The following is a 22816-nucleotide window of genomic DNA, read 5'->3' as shown; positions in this document are numbered from 1 at the left end:
ATCAGTAGCGGTAGTTCAAGCCCAGTCGATACGTCTTCCCGTAGACCACCTTGTTGGTGATGATGTTGCGGTCCGTCGTGTACTCCTGGAAGGGCGTGTTGGTCATGTTGTGCCCCTGCAGCAACACCGACAGGCCCTTGAGCCAACCCTCCTGGAACTCATAGCCCACCTGCGCATCGACGATGGTCTCGCCCTTGATGAAGGTGAACTGCGAGTCGCTGCGGTAGTCCAGGATCTGGCCGATGAAGTCCGAGCGCTTGTGCGCGGCCCAGGCGAGCTGGAAGCCGTGCTTCTCGTAGTACAGGCGCAGCGTCGTGACGTTCTTGGACAGGCCTGGCAGGCCGATCTCGCTGACCGAGTCCTTGAACACCGGGCCGTTCTGCGGCGACACGAAGCCACTGGTGGGCAGGCGGATGGAGCTCGCGGTGTGCGAGTGGTTGAGCTGGGTGCCGAAGCCGTCCAGCCAGCTGGACAGCATGCTGGCCGGCAGGTTCACCGACAGCTCGAAGCCATGCATATTGCCGCCCTGGCCGTTGACGGGCTGGGTCAGGAAGCCGACGGTCGAGCCCTTGTAGGGGCCCTTGTCCGGCAGCGGCGTCGTGGCGCTGGTGTAGGGCTTGAAGTCGAACTCGCGCGGCGCGTTGATGACGTAGTTGTCCAGCTTCTTGAAGAAGCCGGCCAGGCTGACGTAGCCATGCTTGCCGAAGTACTTCTCATAGGACACGTCCAGCGCCTTGGCCGCATAGGGCTTGAGCTGGGGGTTGCCCGAGAAGCCCGTCAAGGCCGGCGACACCGCGGTGGCGTTCTGCACGCCGAAGTCCAGGCTGGCCTTCATGTTGTCGAGGTTGGCGCGCGCCACCTGCTTGCCGGCGCCCAGGCGCAGCAGCTGCTGGTCGCCCAGGTCGAAAGTCAGGTTCAGCGAAGGCAGCAGATGGTTGTAGCTGGTGCCGTCGGTGCGCACGACATAGGGGCAGGTGTCCACCGTGATGCCCGTGCACTTGGCCAGGTCGACCTGGTTGCCGGTGGCGTTCTGGTCGGTGTGCACCAGCTGCAGGCCGATGTTGCCGCTGTAGGGAATGCCGCCGAGGTCGCCGCTCAGGTCAGCCTGCGCAAAGGCGGTGGCGACCTTCTCGCCGACGGTCCAGTTGCGCGACAGCACGGTCGCGTCCACCCAGCGGTTGATGGCGTAGATGCTGCCGAGCGAACCGGTCGGGTCCCAGGACGCGACCTCGATGCCCGAGGCGCCGGCCAGCGCCGTGGCCGTGCCGGGGATCTTGGCGCTGGCATAGCCGTCGCTGCCGTTGAGGATGGACAAGCGGCCCTCGTCGCCCAGGCGGGCCTTGTCGCGCTTGTTGAGGTTGATGCCGACCTTGCCGCCGACGATGGGGCCCCACTCCAGGTCGTGGTGGGCCGTCAGGCGCAGGCTGGTCAGCTTGTCGTCGATGGTGGGCAATGCCGCATAGCCGGCCTGCGGCGTGGCGGGGCCACCGCCCCAGCCGTCGACGTCGGTCAGCAGCGCGAAGTTGCGATCGGCGAAGTTGCCGCTGGTCTTGTACTTCACGTCGGCGAAGTTGCTGCCGTTGAAGCCTGTCCAGCTGATGGTGGCCAACTGGGCCTGCGGCGTGTTGCCCGGCTGGCCGGCCGTCGTCTCGAAGTTGCTGATGTTCTTGACGCCATGGGAGCGCGACAGGTCGGCCTCCCAGCGCCAGTCGCCGGTCTTCAGCTCGCTGTTCACGCCCAGGGCCAGCAGACGGTCCTTGTTCGAGAACATGTGGTTGCGCACCACACCCTTGTAGTTGTTGAGGGTGCCGCTGGTGGCGACGCCATTGGCGATGGTGGCGTTGCTGAGCTGGCCGTTGGGGTCGTAGACGCCTGCGCCGAAGGCGATGGCGCCTTCCAGGCCGGTCTGCTTGGTCTTTTCGGTGCCGGCGCCGTAGAAGACGTCGGCCGTGGTCTTGAACTCGCTGCTCGGCTTGTATTGCAGCGTCAGCGTCGCGCCATCACGCGTGCTCTGGCGGCGCTGCGTCTCGTACTTGAAGCCGCCCGGCACGGTGATCTGCTGGCCGTTGACGTCGATCTGCGGCGCCCAGCCGCCCCAGCTGTCGAAGCGCTGCTCGCCGCCGTTGTCCTCGCGTGAGCGGCTCAGGGCCACGGCCACGCCCAGGGTCTTGTTGGCAAACTGGTCGACATAGACCAGGCTGGTGCGATTGCCCGAGCCGACCTCCACGCCGGAGTCCTCGCCGATGCGCTCCTTGCGCGCGCTGACGGCGATGGTGCGCTTGCCGTAGTCCAGCGGGCGGATGGTGCGCAGGTCGACGGTGGCCGACAGGCCCTGGCCTACCAGGCCGGCGTCAGGCGTCTTGTAGATCAGGATGCTGCTCAGCAGCTCGGCCGGGAAGAGGTCGAACTCGGGGCTGCGCGCATCGCTGGTGGAGGCCAGCTCGCGGCCATTGAACAGCGAGCCGCCGAAGGCCGGCGCCATGCCGCGCACGCTGACGCCGGCGGCCTTGCCGTTGACCTTGCTGCGCTGCACGGCGATGCCGCTGATGCGGCCGAGCGACTCGGCCACCGTCACGTCGGGCAGCTTGCCGATGTCTTCGGCCGAGATGGCCTCGACGATGGAGCTGTTGTTGCGCTTGGTGGCGATGGAGTCTTCGACGCTCTTGCGGATGCCGGTGACGACGACGGTTTCCAGCGTCTGCGGCGCAGCCTCCTGGGCTTGCGCGACCTGGGCGCCGAGCAGCAGCAGAGTGCAGGCCTGCGTGATCGGCAGAAGACGGGGGAGGGTGGTGTGGAGCCCGCGTGCTCGCGGCTGGCGCGGCGCTCGTGCGGCTGTCGGATGAGCCATGGGTTTGCCTCTCGAATGTTGTAGTGGTCGGTTCCGGTTCTGCTGCGCCGACGGGGTCTCAAGCCCGGTTCGGTGAGCGAACGGCCGCGATGCTCCGTTTTGACGAGAGGCCGCGCAATCCGGAGCGTGAGCCGCTGAAGGATCTCTATAGACAACTTTCAAACGGCGCTGAAGAAATCCTGAAGATTTCAGGTTTGGCCTTTATCCATCGGCACTCCCGGCCGATTCCGTGACGGCGTGCGCGTTTCGCCCAAGCCACAGTCAGGGCATGCGCCGCTAGACTTCTCCGCGTGAAGATCTATCTGATCGAAGACGACCTGAACATCGGCCAGGCCCTGCTGACGGTGTTCAAGGATGAAGGCCATGAGGTCGTCTGGGTGCGCATGGCGAACGACGCCGTCGAGCGGCTGCAGGCCGAGGATTTCGACGCGGTGCTGCTCGACCTCGGCCTGCCCGATGGCGACGGCAACGAGCTGCTCAAGCGCCTGCGTGCCGCCGGCTTGACGGTGCCCGTCCTCATCATCACCGCGCGTGATGGCCTGCAGGACCGCCTCAAGGGCTTCGACAACGGCGCCGACGACTACCTCATCAAGCCCTTCGAGATCCCCGAGCTGCTGGTGCGCCTGCGCGCCATCCTGCGCCGCAGCGGCGCCCATGGCGAGGCCGAGGCGCTGTGGAACTTCGGCAACCTGGCGCTCGAGGAGAAGCGCATGCGCGTGACGCTGGATGGTTCGGCCATCACGCTGTCCAAGACCGAGTACGCACTGCTGCTGACGCTGATGAAGCAGAGCGACCGCGTGCTGACGCGGGCCGAGCTGGAGCGGCGCGTGTTGCCCTTCAGCGACGGTGCGACGCTGGACGTGCACATCTCCAACCTGCGCAAGAAGATCGGCGACGGCCACATCCGCACCGTGCGCGGCGTCGGCTACATGATGCAGAGCGGCCGTGCAGGCTGAACAGCAGTCATCGCTGTTCCGGCGTCTGATGCTGGGCTTCAGCGCCGTCATCCTGGTGGTGGCCCTGGGCGGCTTTCTCTACGTTGCGCTGGAGGCCAAGATCACCCAGCGCTCGCGCACCGCCAGCGAGAACGGCGCGCACGCGCGCGAGTTGCTGCTGCACCTGACCGAGATCGCCGCGCAGCCCGAGCGCGTCGCCCAGGCCGCGAAGGAGCTGGAGGCCGTGCGTGCGGAGATGTTCCGCCAGCTGGACTACCACTCGCATGTGCGGGTGAGGGTCTGGCAGCGCGGCAGCCTGCTCTACAACTCCATGCCCGCGTTGCCCGACGCCCTGCCCATGCCGGACAGCGCCGAGGCGCGTGATGCCAACGCCTGGGTACGGGCCATCGAGAAGGACGAGGCCACCGGCCTGGTCGTCGAGCGCAGCCATGAGGTGGACGACCGCTGGATGCAGAGCTTCTCGGGCGTCAGCTTCCTGCTGCGCTCCAGCATCTTCAGCCTGCCGCTGCTGTTGCTGCCGGCCTGGCTCATCGTCGGCATCGGCCTGAAGCCGCTGCGCTCCATCGCCGCGGTCATCGAGAGCCGCTCCGACCAGGACCTGACGCCGCTGCCCGTGTCCACCTACCGCGAACTGTCGCCGCTGGTCGCGTCCATCAACCACCTGATGGCGCGCTTGAGGCGGCGCATCGAGCACGAGCACGAGTTCCTGTCCGACGCGGCCCATGAGCTGAAGACGCCGCTTGCCGCCATCCAGATCAACGCCCATCTGCTGCAGACGCCCAATGGCGACGCGCAGCGCCACGCCGAGGTCAGCGCCGGGCTGCGCGATGGCGTGGCGCGCGCCAACCATCTCGTGCAGCAGCTGCTGACGCTGGAGCGTGCGCGCTCGGATGCGGGCGATGACGCGGTGCTGCCCCTGCTGTCTTTGGAGACCCTGGTGCGCGACCGCCTCGCCGCCGCCGCGCCGCTGGCGGTGCAACGCGGCATCGAGATCGACTTCCATGCCGAGGGCGGCTGCGACCGGCCCCTGCACCAGGAGACCGTGTGGGCGCTGGTCGACAACCTCATCAGCAATGCGATCAAGTACTCGCCTGAGCACGGCCGCATTGCCGTGCTGTTGAAGCCGGGCGTCGATGGCGGCTGCTCCTTGAGCTTCAGCGACCAGGGCCCCGGCATCCCCGAGGCGCTGCGCCAGCGGGTCTTCGAACGTTTCTACCGCATCCCCGGCCAGGCCCAGAGCGGCAGCGGCCTGGGCCTGGCCATCGCGGAACGGGCGGCGGCGCGCAATGGCGCCAGCCTGCGCCTGGATGCCGGGCCCGATGGCCGCGGCCTGCTGGTCACCGTGCGGTTTTCCTAGGCGCATCCTTCTGCAGCTGCCACAGCAGCACGCAGACGATCAAGGTCGTGCCGATGAGCACGTTGCCCACCCAGGGGAAGTGCTGCAGCTTGCCGTCGGCGGCAATGGTCACGATGTGGCCGGACACCAGCGCGGCGAGGCCGCCGGCCAGCTGCTGCAGGGCCGCATTGATGGCAGTGAAGGCGCCGCGCTGCTCCGGCGCCGGGATGCCGGCCACGACGACCTGCCAGGGCACCATGCGCGAGAAGATGCCGGCGAACAGCACCACGTTGACGACGACCAGCGTCGTCAGCGACGAGGGGCCCAGCCGCGTGTAAAGCGCCACCATGGCGATGGTGATGGCGCTGCCCGTGAAGAACACCGGCAGCGGACCGAGGCGGTCCGTGAGGCGCCCCACCAGCGGCGCGACGAACATCGTGCTGATGCCGGTGACGAGGTAGACGACGGGCAGATGGGCCAGGTCGATGCCGACGTTGTTCACCGAGAAGGCGCTGGCGAAGGGCATGATCATGAAACCACCCGTCGTCAGCAGCGCCGTGATGGCGAAGGCGTGCAGATGGCGGGCCTTGGCCACGGTGTGCCACAGGTGGGCGAAGGCGCTGCGGTCGTTCTGCAGCTTCAGGTGGGCATCCACCGGCTGCATCTTCCAGGCGATCAGCAGGCCGCCGACGGCACCGAAGGCGACCAGCACCATGAAGGGCGCGTGCCAGTCCCAGTGCGTGGCGAGATACAGGCCGAAGGGCAGACCCAGCACCTGGCTGGCTGCGAAGCCGCCCTGCAGCAGGCCCATGACGCGGCCGCGCAGCGCGGGCTCGAAAAGGTCGGCCGCGATGGCCATGACGATGGAGCCGATGACGCCGCCGAACAGGCCGGTCACGATGCGCGCCATCAGCAGCGACTCGAAGCTGGTGGCCAGGCCGCACCACAGCGTGCCGAGCAGGAAGCCGCCGTAGAAGAACAGCAGCAGCTTCTTGCGGTCGAAGCGGTCGGCGAAGCCGGCCGTCAGCAGGCCCGAGATGCCGGCGCTGAAGGCATAGGCCGACACGACGAGGCCGAACTGCTGGGCCGTCATGGCCATCGCCGGCATGATCATGGCGCCCAGCGGCGACATGATCATGAAGTCCAGGATGACGGCGAACTGCAGCAGGGTCAGCAGCCCCGTCGCGAAGCGCTGATAGGGCGTGAAGGCGGGTGGCGGGGCGGTGGCGCTGGTCGTGGTGGCTTCGGGCATGGAGGGCTCGGTTGGCAGGCGGGGCAGGGGAATGGGCGGGGGGCCGGCGCGGCAGCAGTGTCGTCAGGCGGGTGTCCAGGGATGGCAGCAGACGCGACGAATTGAATAGGCTCCTATTCATATTAAGATAGGAGCCTATGTAAAGTCAATGCCTGTTCGTCGACGATTCCTGAGCGTTCATTGCGAGACAGCCATGTCTGAACCCCGCCCGTCCATGCCCCCGCTGAAGTTGATCGGCCATGTGCACCGCGCCTTCCAGCGCGTGGCCGACCAGTTGCTGCGCGACCAGGGCTTCGCCCTCGGGCAGCTGCCGGTGCTGATGGCACTCAAGGACGGCCGGCCGCGCTCGCAGGCTGAGCTGGCGCGCCTGGCGAACGTCGAGCAGCCCAGCATGGCGCAACTGCTCAACCGCATGGAAAGGGACGGCCTCGTCGAGCGCCTGCCCGACCCCGAGGACGGCCGCAGCCGCCTCATCTCGTTGACCGCCGCCTGTCGCGATCGCATGCCCAAGGCCCGCGCTGTCATGCAGGCGCTCGGCGCCGAGTCCCTGGAGGGCTTCAGCGACGCGGAGGTGGAGGTCCTGGCCGGCCTGCTGGCACGGCTGGCCGACAACGTCGACGACATGGTGGTGCGGCGGCTGGAGCCCTAGGCGACGTCCTACACGGGGTTGCGCCGCAGGCTCACGACGTGGCCGGCATGGCGGCGCCAGAGTTGCAGCATCCTCAACCGCGGAGCTGCATCATGAATGCGACGACGGACTGCCCGCCCGAACTTCAGGAAACCGCACCTCGGGCCCCCGAGGTCATGATCTGCGTCGTCGGCACGGCCGAGGTGATGCAGGCGAGCGAGGATGATCTGTCGGTGCTGGGCGGGGATGCCCGCGTCAGCCGCGTGGACTGGCGGCTGGACGATGAGTTCGGCGAGCCGCCCGTGGAGGCCGATTGGGCCGACGGCCTCATCGTGCTGAATTCCGACGCCTGGGCTGCACCCACCGGTTGTGCCCGGCTGCAGGCCCTGCTGAAGATGGCCTGGCGCTGCGGCCGCACCGTCGCCCTGTGTGGGGACGCGATGAACTCCCTGGGCACGCTGGGCTTCCCGGCCGATGTGCCGGCCGAGGCCGAAGGGCTGTTCCTGTGCCCGCAGGGCCCCTGCGTCGGCACCTTGCGTGAGTTCCTCGACGCGGTCCATGAGCAACCCCACCGTGGCCGCTGACTGAAAAGTACGGACGAAAAAAAACGGCGCGGCCCTGAAGCCGCGCCGTTTTCACATCTACCTTCGGATCAGGCCCACCACCAGGCTGATGATGGCCAGGATGATGAAGCCGTAGAACAGCAGTTGGGCAATGCCTGCGGCACTGGCGGCAATGCCGCCAAAGCCGAACAGGGCCGCCACGAGGGCGACGACGAAGAAGATGATCGCGTAACGCAGCATGAGGTTTCTCCTTGGACTGTTGGCATCGCTAATCTAGGGCGTGGCCTGTTGCCGGGGTGCCGGCCCCGGCCGCGCTGCCGGGTAGGAAGGCGCCGACGCCGTTACAGCTGGCCTCGCCGCATCGGCACGCGTTGCCGGAGCGGGGCCGTCGCAGCTCACGGGCGGCAGGTCTTCGCCGGGGTCGATGAAGGCCAGCAGGGCGGCTGGTGGCGCCAGCGCGCCCAGGGCGATGGCGGCAATGGCCTTGCCACCCAGGGCTTTGCCCTCCAGCGCGACTCGCGGGTCGCCCAGCGTGCCCTGCACGCGCACCGGCGAGCGCAAGGTCAGCAGCGAAAAGTCCTTGGGTCGGGCCACCAGGCGCAGGTCCAGGGTTTCGTCGGCCAGGCTGACACGGCCGTCGATGTCGATGCGGCTGTCGCGGTTGTCCACCACGGCCGAGCGCGGCCTCAGTACACCGGCCTTGAAGTTGCCATCCACGCGCGCGCAGTTCAGCGCCAGGTTCTTGTCGCCGCGCAGCAGCAGCCCCAGGCCCTGGGCCAGGTCCAGTCCGGTGGCTTCAGTCAGCAGATGGGAGATGCTGCCCTTGTCGAGCTGCAGCCGCAGCGGCCCGTTCAGGCTGCCCAGCAGTTCGGCCGTGCTGCGCCCGTGGCCCTGTACATCGACGTCGCCGCGCATGCGGCCGGTGATGGGATGGTCGCTCAGACTCTTGGCCTGGAACTTGAACCACTGCTCGATGGCCACGCCGCGCACGTTGGCGTGCACCTGCCACGCCGGCGGGCTGGGGTGGGTGTCCAACCGCAGGGAGCCGGCCAACTCGCCGCCGGCCACGCCGGCGTTGAAGTTCTCCAGCGTCAGCACGCCGCCTTCCAGCACCACGCTGGTGTTCACCGGCGCCAGCGGCGCGAGCTTGGCTGTGCCCAGGTCGAGCTGGCTCAGCGAGATGGCGACGCGCGCGTCCATCGTGTTCAGCGATGGCAGGTCCAGCTGTCGGTCCGGCAGCACGCGGCCCGGGCGGCTGGGCGGCGCGTCCGTGCCGACGGCCGGCCCGAGGTCGGCCAGGCGCAGCGGCCCGCCGCGCAGCATGCCGCTGAGCAGGGGGCGCTTCTGGCGCATGTCATAGCTGAAGTCGCCGGCCAGCTGGCTGCGGCCCACGCGGGCCTTGGCGTTGCCCAGCTGCCAGACCCCCGAGGCGTGCTGCAGCCGCCCCGACAGCTCCAGCGGCGGTGTGCTGGGCAGGGCGATGCCGAAGGGCCGGCCGACGTCGGCCAGTGAATTGCCGCGCACCTGCAGCTGGCCGTCCAGCGCGCGGGCGTCCAGCAGCGAGGCGGCGGTGCCGTCGAAAGCGATGCGGCCGTCGCGCTGGGTCAGCTCGGCGCGCAGCTTCACGGGCGGCAGGCCGGCGTCGGCCGGAGCCAGCAGGGCGAGCCCGGCGCCGGCCTCGGCCTTGAGCGCCAGCTGCTGGCCGCGCAGCTTGCCCTTCAGGTCGGCCGTCCAGTGGCCGTCGGCCTGGGTCGCGAAGTTGGCGTCGCCCTGCAGCAGCAGCGGCGCGTCGTCCAGGTGGGCGCTGCCATGGCGGACGACGAGGTGATCGATCTGCGGCATCTCGGCCGGTTCGTCGCGGGCCCCCGAGGGCTGCACCGGCCAGGCCGTGTGGCCGGCAGCGTCGCGCTGCCAGTTCAGCGACAGCGATTCGGCCTGCACCAGCCGCAGCCGCAAAGGCGCGCCGCGGCGCCAGGCCCAGATGTCGCCCCATTGCCAGTTCAGCAGCACGTCCTGGGCATCGGCCAAAGCCTCGCCGTGCGTGCCGCTGACGCGCAACCGGGGCGCCTCGAGCCGGGGCTTCCAAAGCAGGTGGAGGCGGGCGCCGTCGTCCATGTCGAGGCCACGCTCGGCCTGAGCGGCAAGGCGGGGTGCCAGCCCGGGCCAACCGGCCAGGTCCATGCCCACGACGGCAACGACGACCAGCACGACGGCGCCGGCAATGGTGACGGCGACTCTCATGCGGCCATGCTCGGGGTCGCAGGCCCCAGCCGGCGTGGGACGAGGGGTCCCGAGCCTGTAGGACGCGGGCTGACACCGGCCTTGTCGGCTCGGTCCGACAGGCGATTGGCGCCTGCACCGAAGGCCGCTGCGCCCACCAGCGCCCAGAGTAGGGGGACCGGCCTTCATGGCCTTGCACCGGAAAGGACCTCCCGATGAAACAGCCGCATACCACCGCCCGACTGCCCCTGCTGGCCGCGCTTGCCCTGGTCGCCGCCCTCGGCGCCTGCAGCCGCCAGCAACCCGACGATGAACTGAGCGCCGGCCAGCGCGTCGACAAGGCCGCGGCCGACACCAAGCGCGAGAGCCGCGAGCTGATGGCCGACGCCCGCATGTCCGCCCGCGACGCCGCCGACAAGACGGCCCAGGTGACGGCGGACATGGGCATCACGGCCAAGGTCAACGCCGCCCTGGTGGCCGATGACCAGCTCAAGGCGACGCAGATCAACGTCGACACCCGCGACGGCCAAGTGACGCTGTCCGGCCAGGCGCCCGACGCGAAGTCGCGCGAACGCGCCACGACGCTGGCGTCCGCCGTCGACGGCGTGAAGCAGGTCAACAACCAGCTGGTCGTCACGCGCAACGGCTGATCGCCGCCGCTCCATCGCAAGGCGCCCTCACGAGGGCGCCTTTGCTTTGCGCCCCACGAGGGCGCCTTTGCTTTGCCCGCTCGGCATGCCGTCCGACAGGCTGGCCATGCCGCCCTCGCTAGCCTTGATTACATAACTCACACCTTCTCTCATGGCCGCCGCTCCCGTGTCCGCGTTGCAACGTTTCCTGACCGTGGCCAAGCCCTATTGGGTGGGCGACCGGCGCGTCTGGGCCTGGACCTTCCTGGTCGGCCTCATCGTGCTGATGCTGGCGGACACGCAGTTCGCCGTGATGCTGAACAACCAGACCGGCGAGCTCACGTCGGCACTGGCCGCCCGCGACGAGCCGCGCTTCTGGGCCGCGGTGCGCGCCATGCTGTGGATCATGGCCTTCGCGGTGCCGGTGTTCGCCATCTACTACTACGCCCGCGACGCCTATGCCAACGACTGGCGCCGCTGGCTGACCAACCGCTTCCTGGACGGCTATCTGCGCGAGCGGCGCTACTTCCACATCGCCGGCGACGAGATCGACAACCCCGACCAGCGCATCGCCGAGGACATCAACACCTTCACCGGCCGCTCTCTGCACTTCCTGCTGATCCTGCTGGGCTCGCTGATGCAGCTGGTGGCCTTCAGCACGGTGCTGTGGTCGCTGTCGCACACGCTGGTGGGCTTTCTGGTGGCCTATGCGCTGGCCGGTACGCTGCTGTCGCTGGGCCTGTTCGGCCGCCCGCTGATCCGCCTGAACTATTGGCAGCTCAAGCGCGAGGCGGACCTGCGCTTTCGGCTGATGCGGGTGCGCGAGAACGCCGAGTCCATCGCCTTCTACGGCGGCGAGGACCAGGAGCGCCACCAACTGCAGCAGCGCCTGCGCGCGACGCTGCTGAACACGCGCAGGCTCATCCGCGCGCAGTTCGGTCTCAACCTCTTCCAGCGCGGCTTCAGCCAGATCAGCCTGCTGGTGCCCGCCGTCGTGCTGGCCGCCGATGTGCTGGGCGGCCGGCTGGAAGTGGGCCAGGCCGTGCAGGCCGGCGGCGCCTTCGCGGCGGTGCTGGGCGCGGTGTCGCTGATCATCGACAACTTCGAGAGCCTTTCGCGCTTCGTTGCCGGCATCGACCGCCTGCATGTGATGGCGGTGGTGCTGGACGCCGCGCCGCCCGAGCCTGGCATTGACCGCCAGGAAGGGCACGAGCTGGACATCAAGGACCTCACCGTGAACGCGCCGGGCAGCGACCGCGTGCTGGTCGAGAAGCTGTCGCTGCGCGTGCCCGAGGGCGGCTCGCTGCTCATCACCGGCGCCAGCGGCTGCGGCAAGAGCTCGCTGCTGCGCGCCATCGCCGGGCTGTGGACGCAAGGCAGCGGCCAGGTCTCGCATCCGCCGCGCGAGGACGTCTTCTTCCTGCCGCAGCGGCCCTATCTGCAGGTCGGCACGCTGCGCAGCCAGCTGATCTACCCCAGCACCCAGACCAAGCTCGACGACGACGCGCTGCTGAAGGTGCTGGACGAGGTGCAGCTGCGCCATCTGGCCGAAGGCGAGGGCAGCCTGGACCGCAGCGAGGACTGGGAGAAGCTGCTCAGCGGCGGCGAACAGCAGCGCCTGGCCTTCGCGCGACTGCTGGTGCATGCGCCGCGCCTGGCCATCCTGGACGAGGCCACCAGCGCGCTGGACGACGCCAATCAGAAGCGCCTCTACGAGCGCCTGCGCGAACGCGGCACGACGCTGATCAGCATCGCCCACCGCGCGGCGGTGGCGGGCTTCCACCGCCATGTGTTGAAGCTGACCGGCGGCGGACGCTGGACGCTGGCCAAGACGCCGCAAGAGGGCAAGGACAAGCCGGGAGGGAGCTGATAAAAAAGTTTCGAACTCGGCGCTCTATGACGACTGAGTCGCCGCCTCGATCCGGCAGGCGCGCCAAGTGTCGAAGTCTCTGCGCGGGTGCGCGCAACAGTGGGCCGCGTTGAATGTCAAAGTTTGGAAGTGGACCCGAGGTCCAAGCTGCTTGCGATGCGAGGCGCCCTTGTATGGTCGGCCGCGCCGGCAGGCCGTACAGCGCCAGCGCTACCGTCTGATCCTATTTGGCCCAGACCAAGCTGCAGGTTGCTGTTTGGAAGCGACCGTGGGTCTGTACAGCTTCAAGACTGAGACTGGCCGTAAGTGGGGTGGAAGGCCTCCTGCAGCGCGTAGGCTGCGTCAGCCCGAGCGGCGAAGGTGACGAGAGGCCCGGCCCGCTCACGTTCCGCCCCTCAATGGGAAGCCATGGACGCGAACCAGGCGCCGTGGTGCTTGGAGTACCAGGCGTCGGTGTGTGGCTTTGCTTCGGACAGCGGCAGGCTCAACACGACGCTCAATGCGTCGGAGCCGGACTCCTGCGTGCCATCCACGATGTGAAAGCCATTCGCGAGGTAGAAGTCAGCGCCACTCGCCGGTATGGAGGGAACCACCACTTCCAGCGCGGCGTACTCGTTGGCTCGGGCCCATTGCTGAGCCACGTCGAGCAGGGCTTCACTGCAGCCCAGCTCCTGGTGCGTGGGCTCCACCTCCAGACGCTGCAGCGTTGCCACCTCGGGGCGCCAGCGGCCGTCGCCTGTGGCCGGCACCTCGGGCTTTTGCAGTGTGATGGACCCGACCATGCGCCTGTCTGCAATCGCTTCGAAGCTGATGCCGCCCTGTAGCTGCGCCGGTTGCCGCACCTCCGGGCTCCCGCCGAAAACACTCCTGAGCATCGACCTGAGGTCGATCACGGGATCGGCGTCTTCGACGCGTTGTATTCGATAGCCTTTCATCGCAACACCTCCTGCAAGCGCTTTGGCGATGGAGGCATTGCAGCGCCGCGCGCGTCAAAGTCGGATCAAGACTTTGGCTTGCCGCATCAAGTTCGCATCAAGAACGCTGAGGCATGGGCACGGCGTGCCCGGCCGCGTGTGGTCGTGCGCGACTGTCCTCTTGAGGCTCTCGGCCCGATTTCTGCTCTGACGGACAGGGTTGCAGGCGGCTTCTTGATGCGATCTTGATATGGACGGCGCTGATCTATTCAGCGTTTTGACGTCCTGTTTCCCAGAATTCCTCCCATCAATAGGAGGTGTCATGGACATCGTTTTTCTGGGTCTGGGCGTCGCCCTCGCCCTCGTGACGGCGCTGGCGGCTTGGGGCTGCGAGCGTCTTCGCGGTCAACGCAACGGAGGCCGCGCATGAGCGTTTTTGAATGGGTTTCGGCTGGACTGGTGATCGTGCTCGTGATCTACCTGTTCTGGGCCCTGCTGTTTCCGGAGGACCTGACATGAACACCTCCGCCTGGATTCAACTGATCGCCTTCCTCGTCGTGCTGCTGGCCTTGGCCTGGCCGCTCGCGCGCTGGATTCATGCGGCCATGGAAGGCCGCATAGAGTGGCTGCGCCGCGCCGAACGCGGCCTGCTGAAGCTGGCTGGCGTGAATGCCGACGCCGAGCAGGGCTGGCTGCGTTACGCGCTGGGCCTGCTGATCTTCAACGGGCTGGGTGTCGTGGCCGTCTATGCGCTGCAGCGCCTGCAGCAGTATCTGCCGCTGAACCCGCAGGCCATGGGCGCGGTCACACCGGACTCGGCCTTCAACACCGCCGTCAGCTTCGTGACCAACACGAACTGGCAGGGCTATGGCGGCGAGACGACGATGAGCTATCTGACGCAGATGCTCGCGCTGACGGTGCAGAACTTCTTATCCGCAGCCACCGGCATCGCCGTCGTCATCGCACTGCTGCGGGGCTTTGCCCGTCACAGCGGCAAGGCCATCGGCAACATCTGGACCGACCTCACCCGCGCGACGCTGTGGGTGCTGCTGCCGCTGTCCCTCGTCTTCGCTCTCGTGCTGGCCGGCATGGGCGTCGTGCAGACGTTCAAGCCCTACCAGGACGTGACGACCGTCGAGGCGCAGAGTTGGCAAGAGCCCAAGCTCGACGAGTCCGGCCAACCGCTCAAGGGCGGCGACGGCCAACCCGTCATGGAGGACAAGTCCGGCCAGAGCCAGAGCATCGCCGTCGGCCCCGTCGCCTCCCAGCTCGCCATCAAGATGCTGGGTACCAACGGTGGCGGCTTCTTCAACGCCAACTCGGCTCATCCCTTCGAGAACCCGAGCGCGGCGACGAATGCGCTGCAGATGCTGTCGATCTTCCTGATTCCGGCCGCGCTGTGCTTCGTCATGGGCCGCCAGGTTGGCGACATGCGCCAAGGGTGGGCGCTGCTGGGCGCGATGACGGCGATTTTCGTCGTCGCGGTCGTCATCGCGACGGCAGCCGAGCAGGCCGGGAACCCGCAATTCACGAAGCTGGGCGTCGATGCCGTGGCCAGTGCCGGCCAGTCGGGCGGCAACATGGAAGGCAAGGAAGTGCGCTTCGGCATCGAGGCCTCGTCGCTCTTTGCCGTCATCACGACGTCGGCGAGCTGCGGCGCCATCAACGCCTGGCACGACAGCTTCACGCCGCTGGGCGGCGCGGTGCCCATGGTCATGATGCAGCTCGGCGAAGTGGTCTTCGGCGGCGTCGGCGCGGGCCTGTACGGCATGCTGGTGTTCGCCATCCTGTCCGTCTTCGTCGCGGGGCTGATGATCGGCCGCACGCCGGAATACATGGGCAAGAAGATCGAAGCCCATGAGATGAAGATGGTGTCGCTGGCCATCCTGCTGACGCCGCTGGCGGTGCTGATCGGCACGGCCCTGGCCGTCATCATGGAGCCCGGCAAGGCCGGCATCGCGGCGCCTGGCGCGCACGGCTTCAGCGAGGTGCTGTACGCGCTCTCGTCCGCCGGCAACAACAACGGCAGCGCCTTTGGCGGCCTGTCGACGAACACGCCCTTCTACAACCTGCTGCTGGGCTTCGTCATGTGGATAGGCCGCTTCGGCGTCATCGTGCCGGTACTGGCCATGGCCGGCTCGCTGGTGGGCAAGAAGCGCCTGGCGCCCGGCGAGGGCACCTTGCCCACGCACGGCCCGCTGTTCATCGCGCTGCTGATCGGCGTCGTGCTGCTGGTCGGCCTTCTGAACTACGTGCCGGCGTTGGCCCTGGGGCCCGTCGTCGATCACCTGATCCTTTGGAGCAAGTCATGAGTGCCCCCAAACCTGTCGCTGCGCGCCAGGCCCCCCAAGGAGGTCAAGAGAGCTCGGGAGCGGCCCGTCGCTCTCTTGAGAGTCGCGCTGGTTTTTCCCTGTTCGATTCCAAGCTGGCTCGCCAGGCCTTGGGCGAATCCTTCACCAAGCTGGACCCGCGCACGCAGCTGCGCAACCCAGTCATGTTCGTGGTCTACCTGGGTAGCCTGCTGACGACGGCACTGTCTATCGCGCAACCGAACGGCTTCGTCATCGCCGTGACGGTGTGGCTGTGGTTCACGGTGCTGTTTGCCAACTTCGCCGAAGCGCTGGCTGAGGGGCGCAGCAAGGCCCAGGCCGCGTCGCTGCGCGGCCTGAAGAAGGAGACCTGGGCCAAGGTCATCGACGGCTGGAAGCCCGGCACGGCCCGCGAAGGCCTGAAATGGCATCCCCGCGAGGCCAGCACGCTGCGCAAGGGCGAGTGGGTGATCATCGAGACCGGTGACGTCGTGCCGGCCGATGCCGAGGTCGTGGACGGCGTGGCGTCAGTGGACGAAAGCGCCATCACCGGTGAATCCGCCCCCGTCATCCGCGAGAGCGGCGGCGACTTCTCGGCGCTGACCGGCGGCACCCGCGTGCTGTCGGACTGGGTCGTTGCCCGCGTCGCCGTCAACCCGGGCGAGACCTTCGTCGACCGCATGATCGCCATGGTCGAAGGCGCGCAGCGCAAGCGCACGCCCAACGAGATCGCGCTGACCATCCTGCTGGTCGCGCTGACCCTGGTGTTCCTGGGCGTGTGCGCCACGCTGCTGCCGTTCTCGCAGTTCAGCGTGGCGGTGGCGGGCTCGGGCCAGCCGGTCGGCCTCGTCGTGCTCGTGGCGCTGCTGGTCTGCCTGATTCCGACCACCATCGCCGGCCTGTTGTCGGCCGTGGGCGTGGCCGGCATGAGCCGCATGCTGCAGGCCAATGTCATCGCGACCTCGGGCCGCGCCGTCGAGGCCGCCGGCGACGTGGACGTGCTGCTGCTGGACAAGACCGGCACCATCACCCTCGGCAACCGTCAGGCCGATGCCTTCTGGCCCGTGGACGGCGCCAGTGAAGCCCAACTGGCCGAGGTGGCTCGGCTGGCCTCGCTCGCCGATGAAACGCCCGAGGGCCGCAGCATCGTGGCGCTCGCCGAGCGCAAGTTCGGTGCCAAGGCCGCAGCTGCGGAGCACAGCGTCTTCGTGCCCTTCACGGCCCAGACGCGCATGAGCGGCGTGGACCTCGGCGCCCGGCAGATCCGCAAGGGCGCCGGCAGCGCGGTTCGTGCCCACGTCGAGGCCCTGGGCGGCCGCTGGCCCACCAGCGTGCAGTCCGCGGTCGACGAGGCCGCACGCCGCGGCAGCACGCCGCTGGTCGTCGCCGACGATGCTCAGGTGCTTGGCGTCGTCGAGCTGAAGGATATCGTCAAGCCCGGCATCAAGGAGCGCTTTGCGCAACTGCGCCGCATGGGCATCAAGACCGTCATGATCACGGGTGACAACCGGCTGACGGCCGCGGCAATAGCCGCCGAGGCCGGCGTGGACGACTTCCTCGCCGAAGCCACACCCGAAGCCAAGCTGACACTGATCCGTGAGTACCAGGCCCAGGGCCGCCTCGTGGCCATGACGGGCGACGGCACCAACGACGCGCCGGCCCTGGCCCAGGCCGACGTGGCCGTGGCGATGAATACCGGCACACAGGCTGCCAAGGAGGCCGGCAACATGGTCGACCTCGACAGCAATCCGACCAAGCTCATCGAGGTTGTCGAGACCGGCAAGCAGATGCTGATGACGCGCGGCTCGCTGACGACGTTCTCCATCGCCAACGACCTGGCCAAGTACTTCGCCGTGCTGCCGGCGGCCTTCGTGTCGACCTATCCGCAGCTGGCGGCGCTCAACGTCATGCGCCTGGCCAGCCCCAACTCGGCCATCCTCTCCGCCGTCATCTTCAACGCGCTGATCATCGTCGTGCTGATCCCGCTGGCCCTCAAGGGCGTGCGCTATCGCGCCATCGGCGCCGCTGCGCTGCTGCGCCGCAACCTGCTGGTCTACGGCCTGGGCGGCGTCATCGTGCCCTTCATCGGCATCAAAGCCATCGACCTCATCCTTGTTGCGCTCGGCCTTGCCTGAGCGTCGCTATCTCTCTCCCCCAATCATGAAAACTCTCGTTTCCCTGCTCGTCCTCGCCGCCGCCGTTCCCGCATTTGCCGAGGAGGCCGCGGCACCGGCCGATCCCTTGTCGTTCAACGTCGGCGCCGTCAGCGAATACCGCTACCGCGGCATTTCCCAGACCCGCCTGAAGCCTGCGCTGCAGGGCGGCATCGACTACGCGGCCCCGAGTGGTTTCTACGTCGGCACCTGGGCGTCGACCATCAAGTGGATCAAGGACATCCCCGGCGGCGGYGGCGATGTCGAGATCGACCTCTACGGCGGCTACAAGACCGAGGTGGCCAAGGGCCTGACGCTGGACGTCGGTGGCCTGTATTACCTCTACCCGAGCAACAAGCTCAAGAACGTGGCCGGCTTCGCCAGTGCCAACACCTTCGAGGTCTACGGTGCGCTGACCTACGGCCCCGTCACGGCCAAGTACTCGCACAGCACGACCAACCTGTTCGGCAACGTCAATAGCAAGAACAGCGGCTACTTCGACGTCACGGCCAACTTCGACCTCGCGGACGTGGGCATTCAGGGCATCACGCTGTCGCCCCACGTCGGCCATCAAACCATCAAGCATCTGGCGGTCGGCTCGTACACGGACTACTCGCTGACGCTGGCCAAGGACTTCTCTGGCCTGGTGCTGAGCGGTGCCGTCGTCGGCACCGATGCCGACAAGACCTTCTACGCCAGCCCGGCCAACGGCAAGTTCTTGGGCAAGACCACGCTGGTGGTCGGCCTGAAGAAGACCTTCTGAACAGGAGTTTCGTCATGACCACGACTCTTTCCACTCCCGCCACCTCGGCAGCCACGACGGAAGTGCCGCTGTGGCGCCCTGCGTTGACGCTGTTCGTCGTGCTGAGCCTGGTGACCGGCCTGGCCTACCCGCTGGTCGTCACCGGCGTGGCCCAGTCGATCTTCCCGAGTCAAGCGAACGGCAGCCTCATCGTCCATGACGGCAAGACGGTCGGCTCAGCGCTGATCGGCCAGACCTTCGCCGACCCCGGCCACTTCTGGAGCCGCCCGTCGGCCACCGGCCCCATGCCCTACAACGCCGGCAACTCGGGCGGGTCCAACCTTTCGCCGACCGCACCGGCCCTGGTGGACGCCGTCAAGGCGCGCGTGGAAGCGCTGCGCGCCGCCGACCCGGGCAACACCAAGCCCGTGCCGGTGGACCTGGTGACGACGTCGGCCAGCGGCCTGGACCCGCACGTCAGCCGCGCCGCAGCGGACTATCAAGTCGCCCGCGTGGCCCGTGTGCGCGGTCTGCCGGTCGAGAAGGTGCAAGCACTCGTGGAACTGCACACCGAGGGCCGCTGGCTGGGCTTCGTTGGCGAACCGCGCGTCCACGTGCTGCGACTCAACCTCGCACTGGATGCGTTGACTGCACCGGCGGCCGCTCGCTGAGGGGCGACGGTGGACTACCTGTACGCGCTGCTGGCGATGGGCGTCGTTGCCCTCCCGCTCGCAGCGGTCTGGGGGCTGATGGAATGGATGGCACGACGCGACGTTCGTGCCAGGAAGAAGCGCGTTTCACGCGCGTCATGAACAACGATTTCCCGGGGCTTCGAGCGCCCCAAGCCGCCAAAAAGGCTGTGACCCTGCCGTGACCGATACGCGCCCCGACCCTGATGCCCTGCTGGCCAAAGTTCAGCTCGATGAAGCCGCCGCGAAGCGTGGCCGGCTGAAGATCTTCTTCGGGGCGAATGCGGGCGTCGGCAAGACGTTTGCCATGCTGGCAGCGGCCCACGCGGCCAAGCTGCAGGGCCGGCCGGTGCGGGTGGGCGTCGTGGAGACGCATGGCCGTGCCGACACCGAGGCCATCGCGCGGGATCTGCAGCGCCTGGCGCTGAAGGAGATTGAACACCGCGGCCAGACGCTGCGCGAGTTCGACCTCGACGCCGCTCTGGCCTGGGGGCACGAGGAGCCCGGCGGCGTGCTGCTGCTGGACGAACTCGCGCACAGCAATGCACCCGGCTCTCGCCATGCCAAGCGCTGGCAGGACGCGCTGGAGCTGCGCGAGGCGGGTGTCGAGGTCTGGACCACCCTGAACGTCCAGCACCTCGAGAGCCTGAACGACGTCGTGGGCGGCATCACCGGCATCCGCGTCTGGGAGACCTTGCCGGACAAGGTGTTCGACGAAGCCGATGAGGTGGTCGTCGTCGACCTGCCGCCTGACGACCTGTTGCAGCGGCTGAAGGAGGGCAAGGTCTATCTGCCGGCCCAGGCCGAGCGCGCGTCGAGGAACTTCTTCCGCAAGGGCAACCTGCTCGCGCTGCGAGAGCTGGCCTTGCGCCGCACGGCCGACCGTGTCGACGACCAGATGCAGGCCTATCGGCGCGAGCACAGCGCCGCGGCGGTCTGGCCCAATCGCGAATCGCTGTTGGCCTGTGTCGGCCCCGGCGCCGCGAGCGACAAGGTCGTGCGCAGTGCCGCGCGGCTGGCCCAGCAGCTCGGGCTGGATTGGCACGCCGTGCATGTGGAGACGGCACGTGCGCTGGGCGACGCGGCGCGGCTCAGGGTGCAGCGGACGCTCGAATTGGCCAAATCTCTCGGTGCCCGCACGGCCGTGCTTTCGGCGCCCGAGGTCGCGGCGGCCCTCGTCGGCTATGCGCGCGAGCACAACCTGTCGCGACTGGTCGTTGGCCGGCGCGAGAACGCCTGGCGCTGGCCCGGCCGGCCTTCGTTGGCCGAGGCTTTGAATCGGCAAGCGCAAGAGATGGACGTGCTGCAGGTGGCGCTGCCTACCGCGACGCGCGAGCGTGAAGCACCCGTACAGCAGGCGCGTGGGTGGTTGGCACCGCACGCGCTGCGAGGCTATGCGGCGTCCTTCGTCGGTGTTGGTTTGACCACGCTGATCGTGCAGGTGTTGCTGGAGTTCATCGCACCGACCAACATCGCGATGCTGTATCTGCTCAACGTCGTTGGCGTTGCACTGAGGTTCGGTAGAGCGCCGGCCGCGCTGTCGGCGCTTCTCGGCGTGGCGGCCTTCGACTTTGTCTTCGTCGAGCCCCGCTGGTCTTTCGCCGTGACCGATGCACAGTACCTGGTCACCTTCGCAGTGCTGCTGCTCGTCGGCCTGGTCATCGGTCAACTGGCGGCTGGACTGCAGGCCCAGGCCAAGGCGGCCCAGGAGCGCGAGCGCCGTGTGCGCGGGCTGTACGCCATGTCGCGGGACCTGGGCGCCGCCCTCGTCCCCGAACAGGTGGCGGAGATCGCGGCGCGATTCCTGCGCGCGGAGTTTGGCATCGCCTCGGCCGTGCTGGCGCCACCGCTGGTGGCATCGACCGGGCGCGAGGTGCTGGCCGTGCTGCCTGGCGCCAGCGTTCAGCCGGATCTGGGCGTTGCCCAATGGGCCTTTGATCATGGCCAGCCCGCGGGACAGGGCACGGACACCTTGCCCGCCAGCGCCTGCCTGATGCTGCCGTTGACGGCCCCGATGCGGCTGCGTGGCGTGCTTGCCGTGGAAAGCACGGGCCGGCGCTGGTTGCCGGATGAGCGCGAGTTGTTGGACACCTGCGCCTCACTGTTGGCCATTTCTCTGGAGCGCATCCACTACATCGAGGTGGCTCAGCACAGCACGCTGCAGATCGAATCCGAGCGGCTGCGCAATTCGCTGCTGACTGCCATTTCCCACGACCTGCGCACACCACTGGCCGCCCTGGTGGGCCTCGCGGACGCGCTCAAGCTCGCTCCGCCCACCCTGAGCCCAGCCCAGGCCGAGGTGGCCGAGGCCATGCGCCGTTCATCCTTGCGCATGAGTGCGCTGGTCAGCAACCTGCTCGACATGGCCAGGCTCCAGTCCGGCAGCGTGCAGTTGAATCGCCAGTGGATGCCACTGCAGGAAGTCGTCGGCACGACGTTGGCGAGCTTGGACGAAGTGCTTGCGGGTCGTGAGGTTGCAGTTGATCTGCCGACGGATCTTCCGTTGGTCCAGTTGGATGCGGTGCTGATCGAGCGCGTCCTGGTCAACCTGCTGGAGAACGCGGCCAAGTACACACCGCCGGGCAGCCCCATCCGTATTGGCGCTCGCGTCGCGGGCCGACAACTGGAAATCGACGTGGCGGACTCCGGTCCGGGCTTCCCTGCCGGCCGCGAGACTCAGCTCTTCGACAAGTTCGAGCGTGGCGACCGCGAGAGCGCGACGCCCGGCGTGGGCCTGGGGCTGGCCATCTGCAAAGCCATTGTCGAAGCACACGGCGGGCGTATCACTGCCCACAATGTCGCCCGTGGCGGCGCCTGCGTGCGGGTCGAGCTTCCTCTCGGCCAGCCTCCGGCATCAGTGAAGGAGGCATGAATGGCTGCGGCACGCGTGTTGATGATCGAAGACGAGCCGGAGATCCGGCGTTTCGTTCGCATGGCGCTGGAAAGCGAAGGCCTGGAGGTCTTCGAGGCGGGGACGCTGCAACGCGGGCTCATCGACTCGGCCACCCGCCGGCCTGAGTTGGTTGTGCTGGACCTGGGCCTTCCCGACGGAGACGGCCTGGACTTCATCCGTGAGTTCCGCGGTTGGTCGAGCGCGCCCATCCTCGTGCTCTCGGCCCGCGAGGGCGAGGAGCGCAAGGTTCAGGCCTTGGACGCCGGCGCCGACGACTACCTCGTGAAGCCTTTCGGAGTGGCCGAGCTGCTCGCGCGCGTGAGGGTGCAACTGCGCCGGCATGGTGGCGGGGGCAATGATGGAGACCCGGTGTTCGGCTTCGGGGACATCGTGGTGGATCGGAGCCTTCGACACGTGAGCCGCGATGGACAACGCCTGCATCTCACGCCCATCGAGTACCGGCTGCTGCAGGAGTTCTGTGCGGCACCCGGCCGCGTCCTGACCTACCAGCACTTGTTGAAGGCAGTTTGGGGGCCAGACCATATGGAGGATTTGCACTATGTGCGCGTCCACATGGCCAATCTGCGCAAGAAGGTCGAGGCGGACCCTAACCGGCCCCGCTGGCTGATCACCGAAGCAGGCGTGGGCTACCGGTTGAATCCCAAGGCCTGACCCGGCGAGTCCGCGGCTGAGCGGTCGCCATCGGCCTTGAGGCGTTCTTTCTATCCTGGCTTCGAATCTTTATAAGAACCTAATACCGGAAGTCCTAGATTGGCGTCTCCATCCACAGATGGCACACCCGCACGTGAGCCAG

General features: G+C 67.8%; 19 protein-coding genes. 14 read left to right on the top strand and 5 right to left on the bottom strand.

The annotated features are described in order from the left end of the window. Position 1: 1 nt before the first annotated feature. The gene (locus AC1DW3_RS13765; RefSeq protein ID WP_477931885.1) at positions 2 to 2848 is read right to left on the bottom strand and encodes a TonB-dependent receptor; all 2847 of its coding nucleotides are present in this window, start codon (positions 2846 to 2848) and stop codon (positions 2 to 4) included. 290 nt (positions 2849 to 3138) lie between these two features. Between AC1DW3_RS13765 and AC1DW3_RS13760 the strand changes: the two genes are divergently transcribed. Both AC1DW3_RS13760 and AC1DW3_RS13755 read left to right on the top strand, forming a co-directional pair. Then, positions 3139 to 3804, top strand: coding sequence for a response regulator transcription factor (locus tag AC1DW3_RS13760; protein ID WP_477931884.1), 666 nt, complete (start codon positions 3139 to 3141; stop codon positions 3802 to 3804). After that, positions 3794 to 5161, top strand: coding sequence for an ATP-binding protein (locus AC1DW3_RS13755; RefSeq protein ID WP_477931883.1), 1368 nt, complete (start codon positions 3794 to 3796; stop codon positions 5159 to 5161). Before AC1DW3_RS13760 ends, AC1DW3_RS13755 begins: the two co-directional genes overlap by 11 nt. Here AC1DW3_RS13755 and AC1DW3_RS13750 read toward each other — a convergent pair. Further along, positions 5142 to 6392, bottom strand: a complete 1251-nt coding sequence (locus tag AC1DW3_RS13750; protein WP_477931882.1) for an MFS transporter — start codon at positions 6390 to 6392, stop codon at positions 5142 to 5144. The genes AC1DW3_RS13755 and AC1DW3_RS13750 overlap by 20 nt on opposite strands. A gap of 193 nt (positions 6393 to 6585) precedes the next feature. On the opposite strand from AC1DW3_RS13750, the gene AC1DW3_RS13745 reads away from it, so the two are divergent. Both AC1DW3_RS13745 and AC1DW3_RS13740 read left to right on the top strand, forming a co-directional pair. After that, positions 6586 to 7041: a MarR family winged helix-turn-helix transcriptional regulator gene (locus tag AC1DW3_RS13745; protein ID WP_477931881.1), complete on the top strand. Its 456-nt coding sequence runs from the start codon at positions 6586 to 6588 to the stop codon at positions 7039 to 7041. Between the two features lie 92 nt (positions 7042 to 7133). After that, entirely contained in the window at positions 7134 to 7604 is a 471-nt protein-coding gene (locus AC1DW3_RS13740) for a hypothetical protein (protein ID WP_477931880.1), read from the top strand. A 57-nt stretch (positions 7605 to 7661) separates the two neighbouring features. Here the strand turns inward: AC1DW3_RS13740 and AC1DW3_RS13735 are convergent, their stop codons facing one another. Together AC1DW3_RS13735 and AC1DW3_RS13730 are read right to left on the bottom strand one after the other, a co-directional pair. Continuing rightward, positions 7662 to 7823 carry a DUF1328 domain-containing protein gene (locus AC1DW3_RS13735; RefSeq protein WP_310264112.1) on the bottom strand — a complete coding sequence of 54 codons (162 nt, stop codon included), beginning with the start codon at positions 7821 to 7823 and terminating at the stop codon, positions 7662 to 7664. 33 nt (positions 7824 to 7856) lie between these two features. Then, positions 7857 to 9824 carry an AsmA family protein gene (locus AC1DW3_RS13730; RefSeq protein ID WP_477931879.1) on the bottom strand — a complete coding sequence of 656 codons (1968 nt, stop codon included), beginning with the start codon at positions 9822 to 9824 and terminating at the stop codon, positions 7857 to 7859. Positions 9825 to 10018: 194 nt separating this feature from the next. On the opposite strand from AC1DW3_RS13730, the gene AC1DW3_RS13725 reads away from it, so the two are divergent. Together AC1DW3_RS13725 and AC1DW3_RS13720 are read left to right on the top strand one after the other, a co-directional pair. Beyond that, on the top strand, positions 10019 to 10453 hold the full coding sequence (locus AC1DW3_RS13725; RefSeq protein WP_477931878.1) for a BON domain-containing protein: 435 nt from the start codon (positions 10019 to 10021) through the stop codon (positions 10451 to 10453). Positions 10454 to 10604: 151 nt separating this feature from the next. Then, positions 10605 to 12302 (top strand): ABC transporter ATP-binding protein/permease, encoded by a 1698-nt coding sequence (locus AC1DW3_RS13720; protein ID WP_477931877.1) that lies wholly within the window; start codon positions 10605 to 10607, stop codon positions 12300 to 12302. A gap of 395 nt (positions 12303 to 12697) precedes the next feature. On the opposite strand, the gene AC1DW3_RS13715 is transcribed toward AC1DW3_RS13720, so the two are convergent. Beyond that, positions 12698 to 13237, bottom strand: coding sequence for a GNAT family N-acetyltransferase (locus AC1DW3_RS13715; protein ID WP_477931876.1), 540 nt, complete (start codon positions 13235 to 13237; stop codon positions 12698 to 12700). 405 nt (positions 13238 to 13642) lie between these two features. On the opposite strand from AC1DW3_RS13715, the gene AC1DW3_RS13710 reads away from it, so the two are divergent. From AC1DW3_RS13710 to AC1DW3_RS13675, 8 genes are read left to right on the top strand one after another with little or no spacing between them, the layout of a single operon-like run. Then, positions 13643 to 13735, top strand: coding sequence for a potassium-transporting ATPase subunit F (locus AC1DW3_RS13710; RefSeq protein WP_477931875.1), 93 nt, complete (start codon positions 13643 to 13645; stop codon positions 13733 to 13735). Further along, a complete protein-coding gene (gene kdpA, locus AC1DW3_RS13705; protein WP_477931874.1) occupies positions 13732 to 15528 on the top strand; it encodes a potassium-transporting ATPase subunit KdpA in 1797 nt (598 codons plus the stop codon). The genes AC1DW3_RS13710 and kdpA overlap by 4 nt, the downstream gene beginning before the upstream one ends. Beyond that, complete coding sequence (gene kdpB, locus AC1DW3_RS13700; protein ID WP_477931873.1) at positions 15525 to 17660, top strand: potassium-transporting ATPase subunit KdpB; 2136 nt, start codon at positions 15525 to 15527, stop codon at positions 17658 to 17660. Before kdpA ends, kdpB begins: the two co-directional genes overlap by 4 nt. Positions 17661 to 17685: 25 nt before the next feature. After that, positions 17686 to 18441 carry a TorF family putative porin gene (locus AC1DW3_RS13695; RefSeq protein WP_477931872.1) on the top strand — a complete coding sequence of 252 codons (756 nt, stop codon included), beginning with the start codon at positions 17686 to 17688 and terminating at the stop codon, positions 18439 to 18441. A gap of 14 nt (positions 18442 to 18455) precedes the next feature. Next, entirely contained in the window at positions 18456 to 19091 is a 636-nt protein-coding gene (gene kdpC / locus AC1DW3_RS13690) for a potassium-transporting ATPase subunit KdpC (RefSeq protein WP_477931871.1), read from the top strand. A gap of 9 nt (positions 19092 to 19100) precedes the next feature. Continuing rightward, positions 19101 to 19232 carry a hypothetical protein gene (locus tag AC1DW3_RS13685; RefSeq protein WP_477931870.1) on the top strand — a complete coding sequence of 44 codons (132 nt, stop codon included), beginning with the start codon at positions 19101 to 19103 and terminating at the stop codon, positions 19230 to 19232. A gap of 58 nt (positions 19233 to 19290) precedes the next feature. Continuing rightward, positions 19291 to 21981, top strand: coding sequence for a DUF4118 domain-containing protein (locus tag AC1DW3_RS13680; RefSeq protein WP_477931869.1), 2691 nt, complete (start codon positions 19291 to 19293; stop codon positions 21979 to 21981). Continuing rightward, positions 21982 to 22674, top strand: coding sequence for a response regulator (locus AC1DW3_RS13675; RefSeq protein ID WP_477931868.1), 693 nt, complete (start codon positions 21982 to 21984; stop codon positions 22672 to 22674). Positions 22675 to 22816 lie beyond the last annotated feature (142 nt).

This window comes from Roseateles sp. P2_H4, assembly GCF_056403315.1.
Note: the sequence above shows the minus strand (reverse complement) of the source record. Positions and strands in the feature narration are given on the sequence as shown.